General features: G+C 63.1%; 20 protein-coding genes. 7 read left to right on the top strand and 13 right to left on the bottom strand.

The genetic code is table 11. The features are described 5' to 3' along the window. Positions 1-2 precede the first annotated feature (2 nt). The 4 genes from P3T17_RS01470 to P3T17_RS01455 are packed head-to-tail and all read left to right on the top strand — an operon-like array spanning position 3 to position 4,855. Positions 3-2,102 carry an FUSC family protein gene (locus tag P3T17_RS01470; protein WP_429404251.1) on the top strand — a complete coding sequence of 700 codons (2,100 nt, stop codon included), beginning with the start codon at positions 3-5 and terminating at the stop codon, positions 2,100-2,102. Positions 2,103-2,136: 34 nt separating this feature from the next. Beyond that, positions 2,137-2,346: a DUF1656 domain-containing protein gene (locus P3T17_RS01465; protein WP_074264010.1), complete on the top strand. Its 210-nt coding sequence runs from the start codon at positions 2,137-2,139 to the stop codon at positions 2,344-2,346. Further along, positions 2,343-3,383, top strand: a complete 1,041-nt coding sequence (locus P3T17_RS01460) for an efflux RND transporter periplasmic adaptor subunit (protein WP_429404249.1) — start codon at positions 2,343-2,345, stop codon at positions 3,381-3,383. Before P3T17_RS01465 ends, P3T17_RS01460 begins: the two co-directional genes overlap by 4 nt. Then, positions 3,380-4,855, top strand: coding sequence for an efflux transporter outer membrane subunit (locus tag P3T17_RS01455; protein WP_429404247.1), 1,476 nt, complete (start codon positions 3,380-3,382; stop codon positions 4,853-4,855). Before P3T17_RS01460 ends, P3T17_RS01455 begins: the two co-directional genes overlap by 4 nt. A 61-nt stretch (positions 4,856-4,916) precedes the next feature. On the opposite strand, the gene P3T17_RS01450 is transcribed toward P3T17_RS01455, so the two are convergent. The 9 genes from P3T17_RS01450 to ansP form a co-directional block, all read right to left on the bottom strand. Next, a complete protein-coding gene (locus P3T17_RS01450; RefSeq protein WP_429404245.1) occupies positions 4,917-5,363 on the bottom strand; it encodes a PRC-barrel domain-containing protein in 447 nt (148 codons plus the stop codon). Positions 5,364-5,432: 69 nt separating this feature from the next. Then, a complete protein-coding gene (locus P3T17_RS01445; RefSeq protein ID WP_429404243.1) occupies positions 5,433-5,861 on the bottom strand; it encodes a DUF3331 domain-containing protein in 429 nt (142 codons plus the stop codon). Between the two features lie 126 nt (positions 5,862-5,987). Further along, a complete protein-coding gene (locus P3T17_RS01440) occupies positions 5,988-6,809 on the bottom strand; it encodes an alpha/beta fold hydrolase (protein WP_429404241.1) in 822 nt (273 codons plus the stop codon). 234 nt (positions 6,810-7,043) lie between these two features. After that, positions 7,044-8,765: a ubiquinone-dependent pyruvate dehydrogenase gene (gene poxB / locus P3T17_RS01435; RefSeq protein WP_429404240.1), complete on the bottom strand. Its 1,722-nt coding sequence runs from the start codon at positions 8,763-8,765 to the stop codon at positions 7,044-7,046. Between the two features lie 158 nt (positions 8,766-8,923). Next, positions 8,924-10,381: a mechanosensitive ion channel domain-containing protein gene (locus P3T17_RS01430; protein ID WP_429404238.1), complete on the bottom strand. Its 1,458-nt coding sequence runs from the start codon at positions 10,379-10,381 to the stop codon at positions 8,924-8,926. Positions 10,382-10,533: 152 nt separating this feature from the next. Continuing rightward, a complete protein-coding gene (locus P3T17_RS01425) occupies positions 10,534-11,364 on the bottom strand; it encodes a transglutaminase family protein (RefSeq protein WP_429404234.1) in 831 nt (276 codons plus the stop codon). Positions 11,365-11,372: 8 nt separating this feature from the next. Next, a complete protein-coding gene (locus tag P3T17_RS01420; protein ID WP_074264002.1) occupies positions 11,373-12,314 on the bottom strand; it encodes an alpha-E domain-containing protein in 942 nt (313 codons plus the stop codon). Positions 12,315-12,418: 104 nt separating this feature from the next. Then, the gene (locus P3T17_RS01415; RefSeq protein WP_429404233.1) at positions 12,419-13,834 is read right to left on the bottom strand and encodes a circularly permuted type 2 ATP-grasp protein; all 1,416 of its coding nucleotides are present in this window, start codon (positions 13,832-13,834) and stop codon (positions 12,419-12,421) included. A 92-nt stretch (positions 13,835-13,926) separates the two neighbouring features. After that, positions 13,927-15,423 (bottom strand): L-asparagine permease, encoded by a 1,497-nt coding sequence (ansP, locus tag P3T17_RS01410; protein WP_429404231.1) that lies wholly within the window; start codon positions 15,421-15,423, stop codon positions 13,927-13,929. 377 nt (positions 15,424-15,800) lie between these two features. Here ansP and P3T17_RS01405 point away from each other — a divergent pair, with 377 nt between their 5' ends. After that, the gene (locus P3T17_RS01405; RefSeq protein WP_074264000.1) at positions 15,801-16,754 is read left to right on the top strand and encodes a LysR substrate-binding domain-containing protein; all 954 of its coding nucleotides are present in this window, start codon (positions 15,801-15,803) and stop codon (positions 16,752-16,754) included. Positions 16,755-16,803: 49 nt separating this feature from the next. Beyond that, positions 16,804-17,766 carry a substrate-binding domain-containing protein gene (locus tag P3T17_RS01400; protein ID WP_429404229.1) on the top strand — a complete coding sequence of 321 codons (963 nt, stop codon included), beginning with the start codon at positions 16,804-16,806 and terminating at the stop codon, positions 17,764-17,766. A 110-nt stretch (positions 17,767-17,876) separates the two neighbouring features. On the opposite strand, the gene P3T17_RS01395 is transcribed toward P3T17_RS01400, so the two are convergent. The 3 genes from P3T17_RS01395 to P3T17_RS01385 all read right to left on the bottom strand — a co-directional run bounded on the left by P3T17_RS01395 (position 17,877) and on the right by P3T17_RS01385 (position 21,939). After that, positions 17,877-20,072 (bottom strand): FUSC family protein, encoded by a 2,196-nt coding sequence (locus tag P3T17_RS01395; protein ID WP_429404227.1) that lies wholly within the window; start codon positions 20,070-20,072, stop codon positions 17,877-17,879. A 248-nt stretch (positions 20,073-20,320) separates the two neighbouring features. Beyond that, the gene (locus P3T17_RS01390) at positions 20,321-21,013 is read right to left on the bottom strand and encodes an HAD family hydrolase (protein WP_429404225.1); all 693 of its coding nucleotides are present in this window, start codon (positions 21,011-21,013) and stop codon (positions 20,321-20,323) included. Positions 21,014-21,126: 113 nt separating this feature from the next. Beyond that, complete coding sequence (locus P3T17_RS01385; protein WP_429404223.1) at positions 21,127-21,939, bottom strand: hypothetical protein; 813 nt, start codon at positions 21,937-21,939, stop codon at positions 21,127-21,129. 98 nt (positions 21,940-22,037) lie between these two features. Here P3T17_RS01385 and P3T17_RS01380 point away from each other — a divergent pair, with 98 nt between their 5' ends. Beyond that, positions 22,038-23,804, top strand: a complete 1,767-nt coding sequence (locus tag P3T17_RS01380) for an ABC transporter substrate-binding protein (protein ID WP_429404221.1) — start codon at positions 22,038-22,040, stop codon at positions 23,802-23,804. A 22-nt stretch (positions 23,805-23,826) separates the two neighbouring features. Here the strand turns inward: P3T17_RS01380 and catC are convergent, their stop codons facing one another. Next, complete coding sequence (gene catC, locus P3T17_RS01375; RefSeq protein ID WP_074263994.1) at positions 23,827-24,117, bottom strand: muconolactone Delta-isomerase; 291 nt, start codon at positions 24,115-24,117, stop codon at positions 23,827-23,829. Positions 24,118-24,185: the final 68 nt, after the last annotated feature.

Below are 24,185 nucleotides of genomic sequence, written 5' to 3'. Positions count from 1 at the left end.
CCATGGTCTACCCCTCACTGCGCGACTGGCTGTTTTCGGTCAAGACCTTTGCGGCAGCCATGCTCGCCCTCTACCTCGGGCTCGCCTTCCAGTTGCCGCGGCCCTACTGGGCCATGGCGACGGTCTACATCGTCTCCAATCCTTTCGTGGGCGCGACCCGTTCGAAGGCGCTGTACCGGGCGCTCGGCACCGCCCTTGGGGCATCGGCGGCGGTGCTGTTCGTGCCGCCGTTCGTCGAATCCCCGTATCTGTTCAGCGTGGTCGTCGCCCTGTGGACCGGCACGCTGCTGTATCTCGCGATCTCGGACCGCACCGCGCGTAGCTACGTCTTCATGCTGGCGGGCTACACCATGCCGCTGATCGCGTTGCCGGCGGTCTTCAATCCCACCGCCGTCTTCGACCTCGCCGTCACCCGCACCGAGGAGATCCTGCTCGGCATCGTGTGCGCGAGCGTCGTAGGCGGCGTCGTTCTGCCGAACCGCCTCGCGCCGACCATCATCGAGCGCACCGAAGGCTGGTTCCGCGACGCCGCCATCTACGCCACCGAGACGCTGTCGGGGCGCATTGCGGGCGCCTCGATCTCGGCCTGCCGCCAGCGCCTCGCCGCCACCGTCAATAGCCTCGAACTGCTGCTGAGCCAGCTCGCCTACGATCACACCCGGCCCGACGTGCTAAGCCGTGCTCAAGACCTGCGCGGCCGCATGCAACTGCTGCTGCCCATCATGTCGTCGCTGGCCGATCCTCTGATAGCGTTGCTTGGCGACCAACGCACGCCTCCTGCCGGACTCGAGCCGCTGCTCGCCGATGTCGTCAAGTGGTTCAACACGCCGCTGCGTCCCCCGAAGGAGCATGAGCGGCCCGACCTCGAAGCCGACCTCCTGCGCGAGCGTATCGCCGCGTTGCAGCCGCCGCCTGCGGCGTTCGCCACCTGGGAAGGCGCGGTCCTTTCGAATGCCTTGTGGCGGCTCAAGCAGGTCATCGACGTCTGGCAGGACTGCCGGACGCTGCGGCGCATCGTCGTGGAAGAGGACGGCACCTGGCAGCCGCGCTTCCGGCACTGGCGGGTGGGCGGAACGGAGCGCTATTTCGACCGCGGCATGATGCTGTTCTCCACGGGTTCGGCGGTCGGTGCGATCGTTCTTGGCTGCGTACTGTGGATCAGTTCCGGCTGGAACGACGGCGCCGGCGCGGTCACGCTCGCCGCCATTGCATGCTGCTTTTTTGCGGCGCTCGACGAGCCCGCGCCGCAAGTGTTCAAATTCTTCACTGCGACCTCGGCCAGTGTCGTGCTGGCGGGACTTTATCTGTTCGTTGTGCTGCCGAACGTGCACGATTTCCCGATGCTCGTGATCCTGTTCGCTGGGCCGTTCATCCTCGTCGGTACGCTGATCCCGCGTCCGCAGTTTAATCTCGCGACCATGCTAGTGGCCGTCAATACCGCGACCTTCATCAGCATTCAGGACGCCTACGATGCCGACTTTTTTATCTTCGTGAACAGCAACCTCGCGGGCCTCGCGGGTCTGTTGTACGCGTATCTGTGGACCCGCGTGACGCGGCCGTTCGGCGCCGAGCTTGCGGCCTCCCGTCTGATGCGTTCGAGCTGGGCCGACGTGGTGTTGAGCGCCTCGACCAGGCCGATTGAAGACCAACGCAATCTGGCGGCGCGCATGCTGGACCGCCTGATGCAGTTGATCCCGCGTCTCGCCGCGACTGACGACAACCGCCATCCGTCCATCGAGAGCTTCCGCGATCTGCGCATTGCCTTTAACGCGGTCGACCTGCGCCGTCTGCGTCTGAAGCTCGGCAGCGAGACGTCTGCTTCGATCGACCATGTGCTCGACGGCATCCGCGGTCACTTCGAAACCTGTGTCGCGCGCCGCAAGCGCCAGCCCGTGCCCGAGAGCCTGATGTCCGCGATCGACACGGCGCTCGCTCGGGTCGGCGCCCTTGGGCTCCTCAATACAGCGAACAGCACGGCCCTCTATACCAAGCAGTTGCGCGATGCGCAGCATGCGCTGGTCGGGTTGCGCCTGTCACTGTTTCCGGCCACGATCGCTTCGCTTGGCCCACCTGCCGCGCCCAACCAGGAAGCTGCCACATGATGCGACCACTGACCTCACTTCAGGATTACGAACCATGATCGGCGAAGTCGATGTCTTCGGCGTGTTCGTGCCGGCCGTGCTGGTGCTGATGTTCGTCGCCTATGTGCTCGGCCTCGCGATTCGCACGGTGCTCGAGCGTACCGGCTTTTATCGTCTTGTGTGGCACCGTTCCATTTTCGATCTCGGCATCTATGTGCTGCTGCTGGGTCTTGTCGTCCTCGTTTCGCACCGGTTCATAACGTGAAAAAAACCTGGTTCTCCATCGGTCAGATCCTGCTGACCCTGATCGTCGTCGTGATCGCGGGCCTCGTGCTGTGGAAGATGATCAACTACTACATGTTCTCGCCATGGACACGCGACGGCCGCATCCGTGCCGACATCATCCAGGTGGCGCCCGACGTGTCCGGTCTGATCACCGAGGTCGACGTCGTCGACAATCAGCAGGTCAGGCAGGGGCAAACGCTGTTCGTGATCGATCAGGCGCGTTACACGCTCGCGCTGCAGCAGGCGCTGGCCACGGCGCAACAGCGGCGCGCGACGCTCGATCAGGCCCGTCGCGAAGACGTGCGCAACCGTCAGCTGGGTGACCTCGTCGCGCGCGAAGTAGCGGAAGAAAGCCGCTCGCGCGTCGAAACGGACGAGGCGGCGCTCAACGATGCGCTGGTCGCCGTCGATACCGCGCGTCTGAATCTGCAACGCACTCACATCGTCAGTCCGGTGGACGGCTATCTGAACGACCGCGCGCCGCGCACCGGCGAATTCGCGTCGTCAGGCCGGGCGGTGCTGTCGGTCGTGGATATGCATTCGTTCCGCGTGGACGGTTACTTCGAAGAGACCAAGCTGAGCGGCATCGATATCGGCCAGGCCGTCGATATCAAGATCATGGGCGAGCCGGGTGTGCTGCGTGGGCACGTGGCGAGCATCGTGTCCGCGATCGAGGACCGCGACCGCGGCGAAGGAGCAAACCTGCTGCCGAACGTGAACCCGGCCTTTAGCTGGGTGCGCCTCGCGCAACGCATCCCCGTGCGCGTCGCGCTCGACGATGTGCCGAAGGACTTCCGCATGATCGCCGGACGCACGGCGACCGTGTCCGTGCGCGGACTCGCGCCGTCCATCGGTTCGCAGGGCGCGGTGGACCATAGGACTGCTTCGGGTGTGCCGGCCGCATCACAGCCAGCCGCATCACAGCCAGCTTCAACACCGCCGTCTCCGGCGCAGCCGGCTGCAGTTCCGCCCGCCTCGGCGGCGGCCGCGCAATCCGCCGCGAGCGCCGCGCGATGAAGCCGTTGCGCACCCTACCCGCTCTGCCGCTGGCACCGCTGGCGGCACTTGCGCCGTTGTTCGCATTGGCCTTGTGCGCATGCACCGTCGGTCCAAACTATTCGTTGCCAAAGGCTGCGGTCATCAACGCGCCGTTCGCCGACGCGGCGTTGCCCGACGTCGACGGTCAGCACGTTTCGCAACAACCGGTGCCGTCCGACTGGTGGCATCTGTACGACGACCCGGTTCTCGAACAGCTCGTGAGCGACGCGCTGAAATCGAACACCGACCTGCGCGTCGCCGCCGCGAATCTCGCGCGTTCGCAGGAAGCGCTCGGCGTTGCCGAGGCGCAAGGCGGTTTCTCCGGCGGCGCGGAGGCCGCATTCGCACGGGCGCAGGAGTCCGGACAGCAATACCTGATCTTCGGCAAGATCCCGGTCTCGAACGAAGGCGACTTAGGCATTCGTGTCTCGTATGAATTCGATCTGTTCGGCAAACTGCGCCGCGGCGTGGAAGCAGCGAATGCCGAGAGCGAAGCGACCCGGGCAGCCGGCGATCTCGCGCGTATCACCGTGGTGGCCGAAGTGGTGCGCGCCTACATCGAGAACTGCTCGGCGGCGGATGAGCTGGCCATCGCGCAGCAATCGCTCGCGCTGCAGAAGCAACGCGTGGACGTTTCGCGGCGTCTGCGCGATGCCGGCCGCGGCAATCAGCCGGACGTGACGAGCGGACAGACGCAGGTCGAGTCGCTGGCGGCGGATATTCCGCGTTACACCGCGCGGCGCAAAATCGCCCAATATCAGCTCGCGATGCTGCTCGCGCGCGCCCCCTCCGATCTGCCGCCTGCTGTCCTCGCGTGCAACAAGGTTCCGCAGATCAAGCAGGCGCTGCCGGTCGGCGATGGCGCCGCTTTGCTCAAGCGCCGCCCCGATGTGCGCGAAGCCGAGCGCCAGCTTGCGGCGTCGACAGCGCGGATCGGCGTCGCTACCGGCGCGCTGTATCCCACCGTGAGTTTCGGCGCCTCGACTGGAACAGTTGGCCTCGCTGAAGATCTCGTGACGTCGCAAACCGATTACTGGAGATTTGGACCCCTGATCAGTTGGACCTTCCCGACCAACGGTGCGCGTGGGCGCGTGCGCGAAGCGGAGGATGCCAGCACAGCGGCGCTCGCGCATTTCGACGGCGTGGTACTCAATGCACTGCGTGAAACGGAGACGAGTCTCGCCACCTACGTGGCTGACTACACGCGCGCCGAGGCTTTACGGGCGGCGCTCAAGTCGGCTACGCAGTCGGCGGGTGAAACGCATCGCCTGTATGTCGGCGGCCGCGAGTCGTTTATTTCGGATCTCGATGCAACCCGCACGCTGACCTCGACCCGCGCCCAGGTCGCAGCAGCGGAGGGACAGGTGGCGGTCGATCAGGCCAACCTGTTCCTCGCGCTCGGCGGTGGCTGGGAGCCGGAGTCGGAGGCGGAGCAGACGCCCGCGAAATAAGCTTGGATCACGCGGGCTGCCTGAAGCACCCGGGCCGTCCACCCCTCACCGATACACCGCCTCAGTGATGCTCCGAATACTCGGAACGTGTCACCGGCATCGAAGCGACGTGCGCGTACTGGAACGCAGGCATCGCCTTGATCGCTTCACGCGTGCCGCCCGCCAGCGTCAGCTTGCCCTTCACGAAGTCGAGCTGGTCGATCGGAATCGCCACATCGTGTTGAGAGACGCCGGCAAACTGATGCGCCGCGATAATCGCGAACGAGGCCGACTTGTCCGGCGCAATGATGATGTCGTGCACCACACCGATCTGCTCGCCGTTGTCGTTGACTACCGGCTTGCCGAGAATCGCCTTCTTCACGCTCCATCCGCGTACGATCAACTCCGACTCCGATACGCTGATGCCGACCGTTTGTGAGCCCGCCACCTGGGCATGCGCCTGAAGGCATGCCGCGCTCAGCGTGGAAGCAAGCAGGAGAGCCATCGCGAGTTTCGATTTTTTCATCATCGTTCTTCCTGATAGAAAAAGGACGTCACAGCATCACAACTGGAGGACACAACCAAAGGGCACACCGTGTCAGGCCGGCGTGTCGTCGTCCTGCGCGAGTGCTGCGGCAAGCACCATTTCGTTGCAGTTGGCCGGGCGGTTGCGCCCGCGCGCGCGAGGCTTGAAGACCGTGTCGCCCCGCTCGATCCGTTGCCCTGTCAACGCGCAATAACCGGAGCTGCGGGCCACGACCTGATTCCAGACCTGATCGATGTAATGGCACATTGTTGGATCGCACCAGGACACCAGCGCGAGGCCCTCGTCCTGACGCTCGATCGACGTAATCTTGCTATCGCAGTCGGCGGCCGGTACACCCTGCTGCGCGCCGCGCGGTTTGCCCACACCGTTGGCCGGGTGTGACCCGCTGCCTGCTTGCCAGGGCTGCGCCGCGAACATTTCATCATTGATGCCATGCGATAGAAGCGAGACGACCTGGCTCCACGGGGTAACTTGTTCCATGTCGGTATGCCTCTCAGTTAACCAAGGGGAAATGGGCCGGACTCCTCCGGCCGCCGATCATTTGACGCTAATGCGGACAATACGGCACAGCACGGTCGATGCTGCGTTGAACTTGCTTATGTCGGTTTACGACTGGAGGAACGCGAGCAGATCGGCGTTCACCTTGTCGGCTTCGGTCGTGCACATGCCATGCGATGCGCCCGGATACACCTTGAGCGTGGCATTCCTGATGATCTCGACGGACTTGCGGCCCGAAGCATCGATCGGCACGATCTGGTCGTCGTCGCCTTGCAGGATCAGCGTCGGCACATCGATCTTCTGGAGATCGGCGGTGTAGTCGACTTCCGAGAACTGCTTGATGCACTCGTACTCGCCGAGCACCGAACCAAGCATCCCCTCGCGCCAGAATTCGTCGATCACGCCTTGCAAGACCTTTGCATTCGGCCGGTTATAGCCGTAGAAAGGCATCGCCAGATCCTTGAAAAACTGCGAGCGATTGCTGGCGGTGCTGGCGCGGATACCGTCGAAGACTTCCTTCGGCAGACCAATCGGATTGGCTTCGGTCTTGAGCATGAGCGGCGGGACCGCGCTGATCAGGACCATTTTCTTGACACGCTTCGTGCCATGACGGCCTACATAATGCGAGATCTCTCCGCCGCCGGTGGAGTGGCCGACAAGCACCGCATCCTTCAGATCGAGTTCGTCGATCACAGCGGCCAGATCGTCCGCATAGGTGTCCATATCGTTACCGGTGCCAGTCTGGCTCGAACGGCCGTGGCCGCGGCGATCGTGGGCAATCACGCGGTAGCCCTTTTGCTGCAGAAACAGCATCTGCACGTCCCACGCATCCGCGTTGAGCGGCCAGCCGTGCGAGAACACGACAGGTTGCCCCGTGCCCCAGTCCTTGTAGAAAATCTTTGCGCCATCCTTGGTAGTAACGTAATTCATGGAACGTACTCCTGTGTGCGAGGTGATGGCCGGCGCCGCCGTTCAAGGCGGCGCCGGTGGCATTGGCAACGGTGGAAAACGCGGAAAGCAGGGAAAGCGTGATAACGGCTACGATTCTTGCGCCGGTTTGTCAGGCGCCAGCAAGTTCAGTATAGGCTGTACTCCCAGCATGACAACCCGGTGTCCGCTTTCGTCTGGATTAATGTTCGGATGTACTACCACCCGCCCGTCGTATCAACGCAAGTTGGTTTTTGCCAGTTCGACGATCTCGTCACCACGTCCGCTCAGAATCGCGCGCAGCATATACAGACTGAAGCCCTTCGCCTGCGACAGCTCGATGGTGGGCGGCATGGCAAGCTCATGTTTGGACGTGACGACGTCGACGAGTGCCGGTCCCGGATGCGCGAACGCCTTTTGCAAGGCCGCCTCGACGCCTTCCGATTCTTCCACCCGAATGCTGAAAATACCCGCGCCCTGAGCGATCGCAGCGAAGTCGGTCTTGCTGAGATCGACATTGGTATCGAGGTAGCCGCCCGCCTTCAACTCCATCGAAACGAAGCCCAGCAGGCTGTTGTTGAACACCACCACCTTGATCGGCAGGTCGAGCTGGCGCGCGGTGAGCAGATCGCCGAGCAGCATCGACAGACCACCATCGCCCGACAACGACACCACCTGGCGCTGCGGATGGCCCGCCTGCGCACCGAGCGCCTGCGGCATGGCGTTGGCCATCGATCCATGATTGAACGAGCCATGCAGTTGCCGCTTGCCGTTCATCGTCAGATATCGCGCTGCCCACAGCGTCGGCGTACCGACGTCCGCGGTGAAGATCGCATCTTCGCTCGCCACCTGGTCGATCATTCTGGCCAGATATTGCGGATGAATCGGCCTGCCCGGGCCTGCCGGCGTGGCCAGTTCGTCGAGCCCCTTGCGGGCTGACACATAGTGCTTGCGGGCGTTGTCGATAAACTTGCGGTCCGTCTTGCGCTGCAGCTTGGGCAACAGCGCGCTCACCGTTTCCTTGACGGTACCCACGAGGCCGAGCGCGAGCGGCGCACGCTTGCCCAGTTGCGAGCCCTTGTGGTCGATCTGCACGACCTTGGCCTCGGGCGGATAGAACGGCCGATAAGGGAAATCGCAGCCCAGCAGAAGCAGCGTGTCGCACGACATCATCGCGTGATAGCCGGAGCTGAAGCCGATCAGGCCGGTCATGCCGACGTCGTACGGATTGTCGTATTCGATAAAAGGCTTGCCGCGCAGCGCGTGGACAATCGGGGCGCCGAGCGTGTCGGCCAGCGCAACCACTTCGTCATGCGCTCCCGCCACGCCACTGCCGCACATGATCGTCACGGCTTCGCATCCGTTAAGCATACCCGCAAGCCGCTCGAGATCGGCTTGCGCGGGCACGATGGTGGAGGGTTCGCTGGTACTCCAGCGCGGCGTTTCGGCGGGCCCATCACTCAGCGCGATATCGCCGGGCAACACGATCACGGCCACGCCGCGCTCCTCGATGGCGGTGCGCATCGCGCGCTCCAGCACGCGCGGAAACTGCGACGCGTTGGAGACCAGTTCGACGAAGTGGCTGCACTCCTTGAACAGATCCTGCGGATGGGTTTCCTGAAAGTAGCCGAGGCCGATTTCCGTCGACGGAATATGTGCGGCGATCGCCAGCACCGGCTGATGATTGCGGTGGCAATCGAACAGCCCGTTGATCAGATGCAGATTGCCGGGGCCGCAGCTACCGGCGCAGACGGCGAGCTTGCCGGTCGAGGCGGCGTCTGCGCCTGCTGCGAATGCAGCGACTTCTTCGTGACGCGTATGCATCCAGCGGATCGAGCCGAGCTGGTCGAGGCTGTACGCCAGTCCGTTGAGACTGTCGCCAGTCACGCCCCAGATGCGCTCGACGCCTGCGGCTGCGAGCGTTTTCGCCAGATAGTCGGCGATGGTGTGGCGGGCCATAAGCTACTCCTTGACGACCGCGTCGATCGAGCCGTGCGAATCAACCCGCGCGCCTGATGTGGGCGGCCCTGTTAGTGGATGGTAAGGAAGGGCCGACAGCAAAGCCGCCCGCCCCGGGAACTTCACACCTTGCTACCTTCAGAGTACTTGCGGGGTTCCTAGATCGTCAGATCATGCAACTTGCGCATGCCGTCGCGCAACCAGTCGAATAGCGAACGCTCGGTCACCACCTGAGCTTCGGGCGGGCTGCCGAGTTGAAGCAGTTTGTCTTCCCGCTGTGACAGCACTTGACACATCTGCTGCCCGATATCAGGGCGGCGCTTCAACACGGGCGTGAGATCCGTTTTGTTCAGACGGTAGATCACAGTCTGCGTCAAGGCGATGAGTTTGGCGCGCACCGGCAGTCCTGCCAGCACGCCGGCCTCTCCGACGGCGTCGCCCGGGCCGAGACGGACCGGCTCGACGACGCCCGAAGGCGTGGTCACTTCCACCGACACGACGCCCGATTCGACAATCATCAGATAATCGGTCACCGCGTCGGATCCGACCACGAGGTCGCCGGCCTGGTATTCGTGACGCGACATCTTGCTCGACAGCCCCGCCAGTTCATCGACCTGCAGCGTGCGAAACAGTTCGACGCGTCCAAGCAGACGCTGCAACCGGTCGACACCCGATTGCGGCGGTGCAGGAACGCCCAATGGCCGCAGTTCGATGCCGGCTGCATCGAGATGCCGATAGCAAAGATCGTAGAGTTCGTTTGTGACAGCGGATTTTTTCGCCATGTCGTCGACGTATGCCGTCACTTCATAGCGAATCGAATCGACCGAGGCCGACTTGACCAGCGCGTACGGCGCAGGCGTTTTCAGCACCGTGCCGATGCCCACGAGAGCCTGCTCCAGCGCGCCGAGCACCCGCGCAGGGCGCTCCTGTGGAGAGATTTCCAGCGTAATCGATACGCCATGCAACGTCGAAGGCCGGCTGTTGTTGACGATCTTGGCTTTGGCGGCCACGCTGTTCGGCACGATCACGATGTTGCCCTGCGACGTCAGCAGGTGCGTGGCGCGCCAGTTCATTTCCATGACCTGGCCTTCCACGCCGTCGACGCTCACCCAGTTGCCGATGTGGTAGGGCTCGGTCGTATTGAGCACGATGCCGGCGAACACGTCGCTCAAGGTGCTCTGGATGGCGAGACCCACCACGATCGCGAGCGCGCCCGAGGTGGCCGCGAGGCCGCGCACCGGAATGTTCAGCACAAAGGCGAGTGAAGCGACCGCGGCGGCGAGAAACACCAGCGCGCCCAGTACGTCCTGGAAGAGCCGCTCCTTGTGCCAGCTACGCGAGACGAACACCGCGTCGAGCGACTGCGTGAGCAGGCGCGCGCCATTGAGCCACCAGAGCACTTCCAGAATCTGCGCGCCCAGATGACGCAGCCACGACTCCGGCCACGGTGCAGGCGATAGCGGATTCATGCCGTAGCCGAACAGCACGGCACTGTAGAAGGCGAAGATCACGAGGCGTAAGACGAGACGCAGCGTGCCCTGGCGCGGCAAGCCGGCGCGCCAGAGCGCAATGTCCACCGCCAGCAGCGCGAAACCGATAACGAGCGGATCTTTCACGACACTCTTCCCCTATGCAGTAGGCGGGTGCATGACGGCTCAGTGTGAAATCGTCAAGCGTAAGCGTACGGGGAATTGCCGATCTTTGCTTCGTTCGGTGTTGATGAGGTCGGCTTGACGGGGCCGCCCAGACGCGGCCCGCGTTGATGCGCTCAGCCCTGACTCTGACTTTGGCTCTGGCCCGACGCCGGCAATACCGTGACCGTGACGGTTAGCGACTCCGCCCCCTGCCCCGTCCGCACGCCCGACACCGGCATCGCGTCGCGGTAATCGAGGCCGGTCGCGATACGGACGTAGCGGTCGTCCGGGCATTTGTCGTTAGCCGCGTCGAACCCCACCCATCCCAGACCGTCCACATGCGCTTCGGCCCACGCGTGACTGGCACCGTGCTGCTCCAGGTCATCCATCAGCAGATAGCCCGAGATATAGCGGGCCGGCACGCCGAGGCTGCGCGCCGCGGCGATAAAGACATGCGTATGGTCCTGGCAAACCCCATGTCCTTCGCGCAACGCCGTCTCGGCATCGGTGCCGACCCCGGTGGCGCCGGGCACATAGGCAATCTGCTGGTGGATGGCGTTGGTCAGCCGGTGCAAGGTGTCCAGTTGCCCGTCGCCCGCGCGCACGGTAGCGGCGAGCGCCTGCACGCGCTCGCCTGCCTGGGTGAGCGGAGTCTCGCGCTCGAAGATCCAGGGCGGCGCAATCTCGTTGATGAAGCCGTAGATGCCGGCCATGTCCTGGGTCTCGACCGTGCCTTCGGCGACGATCACGATCTCGCTCTTGTTGCGCTCGTGCCGCACGAGATCGACGCGATTGCCCAGACCGTCAGTCCAGCTTACGTTCGGTTCGACGCCGTCGACCGTCACGCGCCAGTCGAGCACGTTCTGCCCCGGGCCGGACTGCGGACGCAGCCGCAGCCGCTGCAAGGCATAAGGAACCGGTTGGTCGTACTGGTAGTGAGAAGTGTGGCGAATGGCGATACGCATGGCCGTACTCAATCGAAGTTATAGGTCTCGGCAATTTCAAAGCCGAGCCGGTTGTTCTGCGCGATAAAGCCGGTGAGAAACTCGTGCAGGCCACGCGAGAAAATCCGCTGGACCGAGTTGTCCCTGAGCGTGGCGAGAGTCCTGTCGGCGGTCGAATGGCAACTGTGCGTCGCACCGTAGTCCTGCGCCAGGAATCGCAGGTTCTCGACGATGTTCTGGTAGCAGAAGTTCAGCGAACGCGGCATGCGGCCGTTGAGAATCAGATAGTCGGCGATGTTGACCGGCTTGTACTGCACGTCGTAGACCCAGCGGTAGGAGCGGTGCGCGTCGACCGAGCGCAGGATCGACTCCCACTGGTAGTTGTCGAGCGTCGAGCCGACGTACGACACCGAGGGCAGCAGCAGATGATATTTGACGTCGAGAATGCGCGCAGTGTTGTCGGCGCGCTCGATGAAGGTGCCGATGCGCGCGAAATTGAAAATCTCGTTTCTGAGCATGGTGCCGTGAAACGAACCACGGATCAGCGCGGCCTGACGTTTGATGCGGTCGAGCGTGCCCGGCAATTCGCTGGACGGAACCGGCGCCGCCAGCAGGCGCCTGATCGTCATCCACGCTTCGTTCACGCTTTCCCACGTCTCGCGCGTGAGCGCCGTGCGCACCATGCGCGCATTCGAACGCGCCACTTCGATACTCGCCAGCACGCTCGACGGATTGTCGATGTCGCGCAGCAGGTAATCGGAAACCGTCTCGGCCGTGCAGACGTCGTGCTTCTGTCGAAAGCCCGCTTCCGTGCCGGAGGTGACCACCACCGACGACCACGTGGCCGGCGCGTCGGTGCTACGCGTGAGCGACATGCGCAGTCCCGCATCGACCACCCGTGCGATGTTTTCCGCGCGCTCGATATAGCGGTGCATCCAGTAGAGCCCGCTTGCTGTGCGTCCAAGAAGCATGTGCTGTCCCGATCCTGTTTCTGTTTGTTGCTGTCCGTTGCCTGCCTGATGCCTTGCGTGCTTCCTGCCGGCCTCGCGGCCCCTGGTCGGCCCTTAGTCGGCCCTTAGTCGGCCAGCACCCACGTATCCTTGGTGCCGCCGCCCTGGCTCGAATTCACGACCAGCGAACCTTCTTTCAGCGCCACGCGCGTCAAGCCGCCCGGTGTGATGCGAATCCGGTCCGACACGAGCACGAACGGCCGCAGATCCACGTGGCGCGGGGCGAGTCCCTTCTCGGTCAGGATCGGCGTGGTGGAGAGCGCGAGCGTCGGCTGCGCGATGTAGTTGTTGGGCCGCGCGCGCAGCTTGGCCGCGAAGTCCTCGCACTCCTTCTTCGATGCCGCCGGTCCCACCAGCATGCCGTAGCCGCCCGAGCCATGCACTTCCTTCACCACCAGTTCGTGGAGATGGTCCAGCACGTATTTGAGGCTGCTCGGCTCGGAGCAGCGCCACGTCGGCACGTTTTCGAGAATCGACTGGCGGCCCGTATAGAACTCGACGATCTCGGGCATATACGAATAGATCGCCTTGTCGTCGGCAATGCCGGTACCCGGCGCATTGGCAATCGTGATATTGCCCGCGCGATAGACATCCATGATGCCGGCCACACCCAGCACCGAATCGCCGCGGAACGTCATCGGGTCGAGATAGGCGTCATCCAGGCGCCGGTACAGCACGTCGATTGCACGGAAGCCTTCAGTCGTTCGCATCGCCACATGACCGTCCACCACCTGCAGATCGCTGCCTTCAACCAGATGCACGCCCATCTGATCCGCGAGGAACGCATGCTCGTAGTAGGCGGAGTTGTGAATGCCGGGCGTGAGCACCGCGATGGTTGGATTGTCGTGATTGCCGCCTGGCGGGCAGACGGCCGCGAGCGACTGGCGCAGCAACTGCGGATACGCCTCCACCGGTTGCACCTTGACCTGCTGAAACAGCTCGGGGAAGAGCTGCATCATGGTCTCGCGGTTCTCCAGCATGTAGGACACGCCCGAGGGGGTGCGCGCATTGTCCTCGAGCACGTAGAACTGGTTCTCGGCAGTGCGTACGATATCGACGCCGATGATGTGCGTATAAACATTGCCCGGCGGACGGAAGCCGATCATCTCCGGCAGGAACGCCTCGTTCTGCGAGATCAGCTCCTTGGGAATCTTGCCGGCCCGCACGATCTCCTGACGATGGTAGATATCGTCGAGGAATGCGTTGAGCGCCATTACGCGCTGCTCGATGCCTTGTGACAGGCGCGTCCACTCCTGCCCGGAGATGATGCGTGGAATGATGTCGAAAGGAATCAGGCGCTCGGCCGCCTCTTCCTCGCCGTACACGGCGAACGTAATGCCGGTCCTGCGGAACACGCTCTCGGCGTCCTGCGCCTTTTGTGCGAGGTTCGCGGGATTCTGGGCATCGAGCCATTGCTTGAGCCGTGCATACGGCGCGCGTACTCCGTCAGCTGAGATCAGCATCTCGTCGAATGGCGTCACTTCGGTTCTCCGTCGTTATTGCAGGTCGTGCATGTATTGCCAGTGTAGCGGGTCTGGCGGCATAGCGAAATTGGCCGAAATAGTGGTCGCGACTAGCGGGGGTTGTCCTCGAGAACGCTCTGAGTCAGGGTGACCGACGGGATCGTCGGCTTCATCATCGCTCCCGCGCGGCGGCGCACGCCGTACCAGCCGGCCACCAGCAGCAGCACCACAACCGGGATCGAGGCGACCGTCCACGTGCCGTTAGGATAATCGAAGGCCATCAGCACCAGCACACCCAGCAGAAACGCCAGGGTAAGCCACGAGGTGACTGGCGCACCGGGCATCCGGAAGGTCACCGGCTCCGCTTCGCCGCGCGCTACCGCCTGACGGAATTTCATCTGGCAGACCACGATAAAGCCCCAGGTGCTGAGAATGCCGAGCGAAGCGATATTGAGCACGATCTCGAACACGCTCGACGGCACGAAGTAGTTGAGCACCACGCCCACGATGTAGATCGCCACGGTCACGAGGATGCCGGCATACGGCACCGACTGCGAACTCATGCGCGACAGGAAGTTCGGCGCGGAGCCGCCCATCGACAGCGCCCGCAGCACGCGGCCAGTCGAATACAGGCCGGAGTTCAGACTCGACAGCGCGGCGGACAGCACGACGATGTTCATCACAGAACCCACGCCCGGCACGCCGAGCTGACCGAAGAAGGTGACGAACGGGCTCTGCCCTGCCTTGTACGCACTCCACGGCAGCAGGCACACCAGCAGCACCACCGCGCCTACGTAAAACAAGGCGATCCGCCAGATCACGCTATTGATGGCGCGCGGCAGCACCTTGCGTGCGTCCTTGCACTCGCCCGCGGCGGTGCCCACCAGTTCGACGCCGGCAAAGGCGAACACCACCCCTTGCACCAGCACGAGCGCAGGCAGCAGACCGTGCGGAAAGAAACCGCCGTTCTCGCTGATCAGATGCACGCCGGTGCTGTTGCCGGCCACGTGCACGCCTGTGCCGAGAATGATCGTGCCGATCACGAGGAACAGCGAGATGGCAGCCACCTTGATGAGGGCAAACCAGAACTCCATTTCGGCGAACCATTTCACACCGATCAGGTTCATCGCCGCGACGATGCACAGCGCGATCAGCGCGAACACCCATTGCGGCACCGACGTAAAGGCGCCCCAGTAATGCATGTATAGCGCGACGGCCGTAATGTCGACGATACCGGTCATCGCCCAGTTCAGGAAATACATCCAGCCGGCTACGAACGAAGCCTTTTCGCCGAGAAATTCGCGCGCATACGACACGAAGCTGCCGCTGCTCGGACGGTGCATCACCAGTTCGCCGAGCGCTCGCAGAATCAGAAACGAGAATACGCCGCACACCAGATAAACAATTGCCAGCGACGGACCCGCTATCTGCAAACGCGCACCGGCGCCGAGAAACAGGCCCGTGCCGATCGCGCCGCCAATCGCGATCATCTGCACCTGACGGTTACCCAAAGTCTTGTGATATCCCGCTTCGTGCGATTCCAGCCAGCTTTTCTTATCCAGTTCACCGCTGCCGGAGGGATGCGGTTGGTTTTCCAGTGTGGACATAATCAGTTCCATCCTTTGAGGCGGGTTCGCTGTTTCGGAATCCCGGAGATAGTCCGTCGGGTTAATAGGCAATGGCGCACACATGAATTTCAACGAACCGGCACGGCCTTTCTAACCGGAATTAACAATTGCCGGTTACAGAATCCATTCAGCGCGCATTTATCATGTCGGCACTGCCTTGTGTCAGCACTGCGTAATACATGGGCAGGCAGTCGAACGGTATGTAGCCCAATTTATGGCGGCAACGCTCATGCATATTTCGACTAACACCCATCGAAAAAAAACATCGGTATGCTGGAAGCGCGAGGCGGTAGGCTAGAGAGTCGCCGGTATCCGACGGATGGCGGTTGTCGATTGATCCAATAAAAGTGATAAATATGGAAGCAAAGTGGTTGGAAGACTTTCTTTCTCTTTCTGACACGAAGAGTTTTTCCCGTTCGGCGCGCAGCCGCCATCTCACCCAGTCAGCATTCAGTAGACGAATCGTGGCGCTCGAAACCTGGATGGGCACGCGCCTGTTCGACCGTAGCGTCAATCCGATCACCCTCACCCCGGCAGGCAGGATGTTTCGCAGCCTGGCCGCGGACATCCTGCGCAGCATGCACGCGGCCCGCAATCTGGTGGGCGGCTATGAGCAGTTTGCGGAGAACGATCACGTGGTGCACTTCGCGGTGGCCCACACGCTTGTGTTCACGCTCTTCCCCGACTGGCTCAAACGCCTGACCAACGAGTTCGGCAACATCATGGCGCGGGTCCAGGCGGTCAATGTGCCGGAGGGCGTGCAGCATCTGGTGGCGGGCGACTGCGATCTGCTGATCGGCTATCACCACCCGCAATTGCCGATTGCGCTCGACCCCAATCACTTTCCGTTTCTGACGCTCGGAGTCGAACGGATCGTGCCGGTGTCGGCCGCCGGTCCCGACGGCAAACCGCTGTTCGAGCTGCCCGGCAAGACCGGGCGGCCGCTGCCGCTGCTCGCCTATTCGTCGGGTGCGTTCCTCGGCAACGTCGTGGAAATGCTGTTGATGAATGCCACCGAGCCCTATTCGCTGTACCGCTGCTTTGAAACCCACATGTCCGAGGCCTTGAAAGGCATGGTGGTAGCGGGTCATGGCATCGGCTGGCTGCCCGAAAGCTGTATCACCAAAGAGTTGCACGAAGGCACGCTGGTGCGAGCCGGCTCCAACGCCTGGGCGACCGAACTTGAAATCCGCCTGTACCGGCCGGTCAAGCAACGCGGCCAGGCAGCCGAGCAGTTGTGGGCCTATATCAGCAACCAGTCGATCGAGCCAAGAACCGAGGTTTTGCCGGAGATGCTCACGCCGGGCTAGGCTGTATCATTCCTGTGCGCTAACCATCGCGCACGACAAAAGGAAGCCAATGGTACAGAAGACACGCCGGCGCGTGCTCGTAGCCGGCGCGCTCGCAGCCGCCGGCCTGACAGTTGCGAAAATTGCCGAGGCCACACCGACTGGCAAGTTGACGATCGCCCTCGTTCTGAAGTCGCTCGCGGACCCGTTCACGGTCGCCATGGCGAGCGCCGCGCAGAACTACCAGAAGCACTTTGCCTCGCAGTTCGACCTGAACGTGCTCGGCACGTCCACGGAACTCGACACCGCTACCCAGATTCGCATGGTCGACGATCTGATCGGCGCGCATACCAGCGCCATCGTGCTCGCTCCGACCGATTCGAAGGCGCTGGTGCCGGTGGTAGCGCGCGCCATCAACGCGGGCGTCATCGTGATCGCCATCGACAATCCGCTCGACGAAGCGGCCCTCGATGCGCTCCACCTCTCGGTGCCGTTCGTCGGTCCGGACAACCGCAAGGGTGCGGAGACGATAGGCGATTACGTGGCCACCAAGCTCGCTCGCGGCGACGAAGTGGGGATCATCGAAGGTGTCACGACCGACCGCAACGCACAGCAACGCACCGAGGGCTTCAAGGCTGCCATGGACGCGGCCGGCATGAAAGTCGTGGCGGTTGCGCCGGGCGACTATACCTATGCCAAAGGCAAAGCGGCCGCTGCGACGATGCTGGCGCAGCATCCGCGACTTCGCGCATTGCTGTGCGCCAACGACAATATGGCGACCGGCGCGGTCGACGCGGTTCGCCTTGCGCATCGCACCGGCAGCGTGTACATCACTGGCTACAACAACAATCCGGACATCAGGCCGCTGCTCAATAGCGGCAAGATTCTCGCCACGGTGGATCAGTTCGCGGCACGCCAGGCCGTGTTCGGCATCGACGTGGCTCTCAAGGCGCTTACCGAGATGACCCGCCAGGAGGACCTGACGCCTCTTGTTGAAACGCCTTTGCAGCTGGTGAAGAGCGGGGATCGTTGAGGGTGTGGGCAGACGCGCGCTGCGGGGCTACCGCGTGCGACTCAGAGGCCAATCCGGCACAGCCTATCCCTCGCGCACCGTTTGCATCGGCGTGCGTCCCGCGCAAACGCTCAGGACAGCACCGGTTTGCCTGCCACCTCTTCCATGACGCCCGTGTTCTCCACCAGCAGTCGGCGCAGATGCGAGACCTGATTCACCGCGTCCGCTTCGACCAGCGACAGGTGCCGGCGCGGAAACGCTTCGAACTCCGAGCGCGGCTCGACCTGCGCCCGGTCGAGCAAATACGCGTCGAGCTCCTTGCTTACCGCCGAAATCCACGCGATCAACGCACCGTCCGCCTGGGTCTTGTTGGCGGCAAGCCGCATCCGCGTCGCCGTCCCTGCAACGCGCCGCAACAGCGCGAGCGCCGTGATCGCAGCGCGGTCGGCCAACGAGCTTTCCAGCTTCTCGAGCCGCAGGCGGTTGAACGCCTCTTCCGCGTTGTTGCTCGCGAGGCCCGCTGCACGACGCATTTTCTCCACTTCGGTATCTTCGCCGCCCGCATGCTCGAGGGCGCTCACCAGATAGTTCAGGTTTGCCCCGACCGCGTCGGCAAGGCGAACGCGAAAATCCACCGGCTCGCGGCTCGGCCATAACAGGAACGTCGCGACGAGTGCGATCAGGCAGCCAAGTACGTTATTGCCGAGCCGGGTCACCGCATACATCCACTCGTGGCCCGCTGGCGCGGCGAAGTCCGCCACCAGCACGAAGGTCGGCGTGAGGAACAACACGAACAGGCTGTAGCTGACGGTACGCAGCGCCATGGTCGCGCAGACGAGCGGGAACACCACCAGCGAGATGCCGATCGGTGCATGAATCGCGAGGCCGATCGCCGCTGCCAGCAGACCACCGGCGATGCTGCCCGCCGCCCGCTCGATGCTGCGCGGCCAGGTGCCGGCAATCGACGGCTGCAGGATCAGCAGGATCGCCATGGTCGCCCAGTAGCCGAACGGCACGTGCAGGATCCGCACGATCACGAAGCCTGCCGTGGCGGCCACGCCGACGCGCGCGCCGTGCCGCAGTCCGATCGATTCGAACGATGCGTTGGCCTTGAGCGTCATCCAGGCGCGCGACAGGTTGCCGACGGCAGCCTCGAACCAGCCGGTCTCGCGCCGCGGGGGCGGTTCGAATTCCAGTGAGCCCGAGCGCAGCTTGAGCGCCAGCGGCTCGCCGAGCGCCACTTCGAGCGCGCGGGCCAGCTTGTGCAGACGGCGTTGCAGTGCGGCCGGCGTGGACCTCGCGTCGCTGCCGGCCTGATCGTCCGCCACGCGGCTGCTTCGAGCCGCCTGGGTGCTGGCGTCTTCGCTGACCGCGCGGCCGATCCGCAGCAGCACCTCGGCCACTGCCGACAGCGTGCGCGCTGCGCGCTGCGGTTCGCGCAGATTGTGGTGGCCGCGCTCGCACGCGTCGGTGACGGCGATCAGGTAGGCGAACACGCGCTCGGTATCCGCGAGCGCGAGCAGCAGGTGCTCGTAGGTTTCGCGCTTGTCGACGCGCAGGTTCGGCACCTTGGCCAGCACCTTGCGGGCTCTTTCGAGCGCCGCGCGCGCCTGACCGCGATAGGTGGCGGCATGGCGCGCCCATTGCCCGAAGTCCGCGGTGTCGCGTCGGAGCAGACGTGCGCTATCGAGCGCGATATCGGCGAGCCTGCTGTAGACGGCGCGCAACGCCATGCGGCTGGGTCCAAACGGATGGATGCGCCACACGGTCAGGCTCAGCACTACCGCGAACAGGCATCCGAACAGATAGATAGAGAGAAACAGCAGACCGTGCTGCAGGTTGTGCATCGGCCTGTCGACCATCACCACGCAGGCGGTCGCCGCCAGAATGCCCACTTGCGAGGCCGCTGCGCCCCACACCCGGGCGAGCGCGCCGGCCGTCGCGAATAGCAGGATCGCCGCCGTCGCGGCCAATGTGCCGGCGCCGGAGGCGAATGCCGTGAGGCCGCCGCACAGCGTGGAGAGCAGCGCGAAGCTCATCATCGAGGCGAAGCGCATGCGGTTGGTCCCCGCCGCGTCGGCGAGGCAGGTCCAGAAGGCGCCGATGGCCGCCCATGCAAACAACGGGTCATGCAGCAGATTGCCGAGCACCAGCATCGCAGTCGATGCGCACGCGGCGCGCAGGCCCTCGGACAGGTTCGCCTCGTCCACCGCGAACGACACCATCCACACCGGGCGCCGCCGCGACGCGTAGTCAGCGACCGCATGCAAGGTATTCAACCGGCGGTTAGCCGCGTGCTTTGCCCTGCGCTGAAAATGACCAAACATTGCGCCCTGGAATCGAAGAACTGGGTTGGAGCGGCGCATCAATCGCGGGCGTGGTCACGATTCCACGGGCGATCGTTGCAGAAAGCAACATAATAAGGGTTAACCCTAGAAACAATTATGAGTTCGCTGCATGCCAAGGATGCCTTTTGCCCATCCGCCCGGCAATCCCGATTCCGTCGTCCACGAGTCCAGTTTTCAGACGCCGGGGTTTGTTATGGACTGGCTATTCCTTTGTTCCTTGCTATTCGTCAGGCGTTCACCAGCCGCCATTGCGCGAGCAAGGCCGGCAACTGCTCCATGTCCTCGAACACCAGCGCGACGCCGACTTCGCGCAACGCGTCCGGCGTGCTGTGGCCAACGTTGGAGGGTGCGTAGCCGAACACCGTCGCGCCCGCTGCCAGGCCGGCCGTTGCACCGGTCACCGTGTCTTCCACCACCGCGCAGCGTTTGGGGTCCACCCCCAGGCTGCGTGCCGCCGCCAGATACACATCGGGATGAGGCTTGGTGTGCGGCATTTCGTGTCCGCTGAAGACGCGGCCTTCGAAGTAATCGAGCATGCCGGTCTTCTGCAATTGCATCTCGACCTTGTGCCGGTCGGCGCCCGACGCAACCGCGATGCGGCCGTCCAACGCTGTGTGGAGGGTCTTTACCGCCGCTGCCGCGCCATTGATCGCCACGAGCTCCAGCTCAAGCGCCGCGTTGCGGCGCTCCCTGAACTGCGTCAGCCACGCCTCCGAGATGGCGACGCCCGTGTTGGCCTCAATAAGCGACGCCTCGTCGCGCACCGCCTTGCCCATGAACACGCGCATCGTTTCTGCGACGCTGATGGGCCAGCCAAGCTCGCCGAGCATCTGCGAGAGCACGCGGTTAGTGATGAGTTCTGAGTCGACGAGCACGCCGTCGCAATCGAAAAGTACCGCGTCGAAGGGGAAAGAAGGCATTCTGACTATCGCTGGAAAAGGTCTCGAAGCGATAGAGGATACTTTAGGTTGGGGTTCGGCGTGAGTGGCGCGGGTCGTTGCGTCGACGGCCTTTCGGAAGACCGTCGATCGCGTTAGTCCTCTCTCGAAGGGCCGATCGACAGAATGTCGCGGTAGCTGCCGTGCATGGATAGCAGGATTAACGCGCTGATCAGCGGTGTCAGCACGAGCGCGCGGATCGGCATCGGCGCAACCGGCACGAGCATCGCGTCGGCAGCCAGTACTGCGGCGTACACCAGGGCGACCGGCCCGTTATGGAACATGGCGCGCAAGCTCGTCAGCATCGCCTCGAACGGCGGACGTTGCTGCAGAACGATCAGCGCCGGCGCAAACCACACTGCCGCAATGGCGACTGCAAAAGCGACCGCGTGCAGAACCGGGCAGAGCGCAGCCGTCCGATCGTTAGCATGGCCAAAGATGATCGACAGGCTGTGCGCGCCGCCTGGCATCATCGACGCCGTCAGCTTCACATGAAGCAGTGCGAAGGAAAGCACATATCCCACTGCCACAATCGCCGCGGCAGCCAGCACCACGGTGAGCAGCGCATCGCGATGACGTATGAGCGCCGCCAGAGTCGAGCCAAAGCGCCGCCGTTGCACACCACCGATGCCTGCCGGCGTGAGCAGGATTGCTCCGCCAAGCACCGCCGGCAGCAGCACGGCTAGCCGTTGAAACGGCACGGCAAGTTCAAGCGCCGTTGCGAGATCGGCGCTGGCGAGAATCGTTGCAAGCCACATCAAGGGTTGCGCACAGGCGAGGCTAAAACCATAGGTCAGCCACGCCCATATGCGGGCGACGCGGGCGCTGCAAATCTCGTGACGTACGGGGCCTCGCGCGCTTCGGGCGAGGCCGCTCTTGTCGTCAATGTAGAGTTCTTGCCGATTCATGATCGTGTCCTTTCCTTTTTCCACCGCGCGAAGACCCACATCGCAGTTGGCCACGCGTCGCTTTGCGGCACGCTCGCCGCCTTCGAACCCACCGCCTGTTGACGGTATCGACATCATGGTCGACAAAGAGGAAAATAAAAACGGACGACTTCAGGAAATTAATTTCCTCTTTTATGCGCCTTATCGACCAGTTCCAGAAACTGCACACGTTGCTGGCAAAAACGCCGGAGCAGCCCGGCTTACCCGCGCTCGCAGAGACCTTGAACTGCAGCGAGCGCAACGCGCGGTTGTTGCTGCGCAAGATGGAGGAGAAGGGTTGGTTGCACTGGGAAGCGGCGCGTGGCAGGGGCCATTTTTCGCGCCTGACGATGCTCGCCTCGCCCCAACAGGTAGCCTTGGATCATTTATCGGGCTTGCTGGCCGACGGTGAACTGGAAGAAGCATTCGCAAGCCTCGATGGCGAACAGCGCAAGCTGCTAATGGCACGACTTCCGGACTTCCTGCATGCACCGCAGGCCAGCGGCTCGCGTAACCGGCTTCGGATACCCCTGAGTTACCCCATCGAGGCGCTTGATCCAACCGGCATTACCACCAACATGGAAGGTCATCTGGTCGGCCAGATATTCTCGCGACTCACCGAATTCGATCGGACTACGCAGCAACTGATGCCCGGGCTTGCCCATTACTGGGAACCCGAAGACGACGCGAAAACCTGGCACTTCTGGCTAAGACCGGGCCTCAGCTTCCACGACGGCAGCGAAGTGGAAGCGGAAGACGTACGACAGACCCTATTGCGCGTACGCGACAAAGCGGGAGATGCCGCCTACCTCTACGAGCATCTCGACGCGATAGAGATTGGCGACGGCCGAAGGGTCACGTGCCATCTGAAATTCACCGACTATCTGTGGCCCCACTCCCTCGCTGCCCCCTCGGCATCGATCATCCCGAGAAACCGGAGCAGCGACTTCTCGCTCATGCCGGTGGGCAGTGGCCCCTTCAAAGTGACGCGCCGTAGCGAGTACCGGCTAACGCTGACGGTGTTCGAAGACTACTATCGTGAGCGTGCGCTGCTCGATGAGATCGACCTTTGGGTCATTGCGCCATCGGAAGAAAGATCGGCATTCGATCTCCATTTCGGCTACACCGGCTCCAGCTCGAAGACAGAGCACCAGGTTGCACAAGTTCTGCCCGGGTGTACCAGTGTGAGTTGCAATTCCAGCCGCCCGCTTCTGGCATCCGCCGAGCAACGATTGGCGCTGGCTGACTGGCTCGCCCCGAGCGTTCTGATCGCGACCGACGACGAGTCACGACAGCCTGCGTCAGGTTTGCTTCCAGACTGGCAACATCGGGTAGCCGCTCCGCGAGGCCGGCCACCCATCCCCGAACACACCAGGTTGACCATGGTGACGATAGGAATTATCGGCCGTCTGGCGGCGTTGACCGAGTCAATAAAGGAAAGGCTTCAGGAAGCAAAGATTGAACTGGACGTGGTCGCGTTGAGCGTTCCGGAATATCTGCGGTATGAATGGCTTGATTCCGCCGACCTGGTATTGCAAATCGAACCGATCAACAATTACGCCGATCTGGACTGCTATGGGTGGTTCTCGTCGAACCCTATTCTCCAGAAATGGAGCTCGCCAGCGCACCGTCTGCTCATGGATAAACAGTTGCGGGCGATCCGCGCAACCGCCGACGGCGAGGCGCGCATGCAAGCGTATGCCGGGATCGGTAAGCAGTTGGTGATGGAAGGACTGCTGATACCGATCTCACATGAAATCCTGCGTGTTCAGGCCGCAGCGCACGTGGGCGGGGTCAAGAACCTGGCGTTCGGGCTCGCGCCGTTTGCCGATCTGTGGTTGCGGTAGGGAATATACTCAGGATACCCGATCAACGGTCATCGTCGCGAACCGATGACGGATGGCGGCATAGCGCCCGCACTTCGACATCCATATACGGAAAGAGCGGCAACTGGCTAAGCACGTCGTTCAGATGCGCGGGACTCTCCACGTCGAAGATGCTGATGTTCGCGTAGTGGCCGGCGATCCGCCATAGATGCCGCCACACCCCCTCTTCCTGCAGCTTCTGCGACATCGCCTTCTCGTCGGCCTTCAACCGCGCCGCGCGCTCGGCGTCCATATCATGCGGCAGATTGACGGTCATCTCTACGTGGAACAGCATCGTCAGCTCCTTGATGTGCAGACGGCCCCGATTGCGCGGCGAAGCATGCGGCGGGGCCGATAAAAATC

Origin of the sequence: Paraburkholderia sp. GAS82, from assembly GCF_050436285.1 — a bacterium.
Lineage (GTDB): Bacteria > Pseudomonadota > Gammaproteobacteria > Burkholderiales > Burkholderiaceae > Paraburkholderia > Paraburkholderia phenazinium_B.
This window is presented reverse-complemented; position numbering and strand designations above follow the sequence as displayed.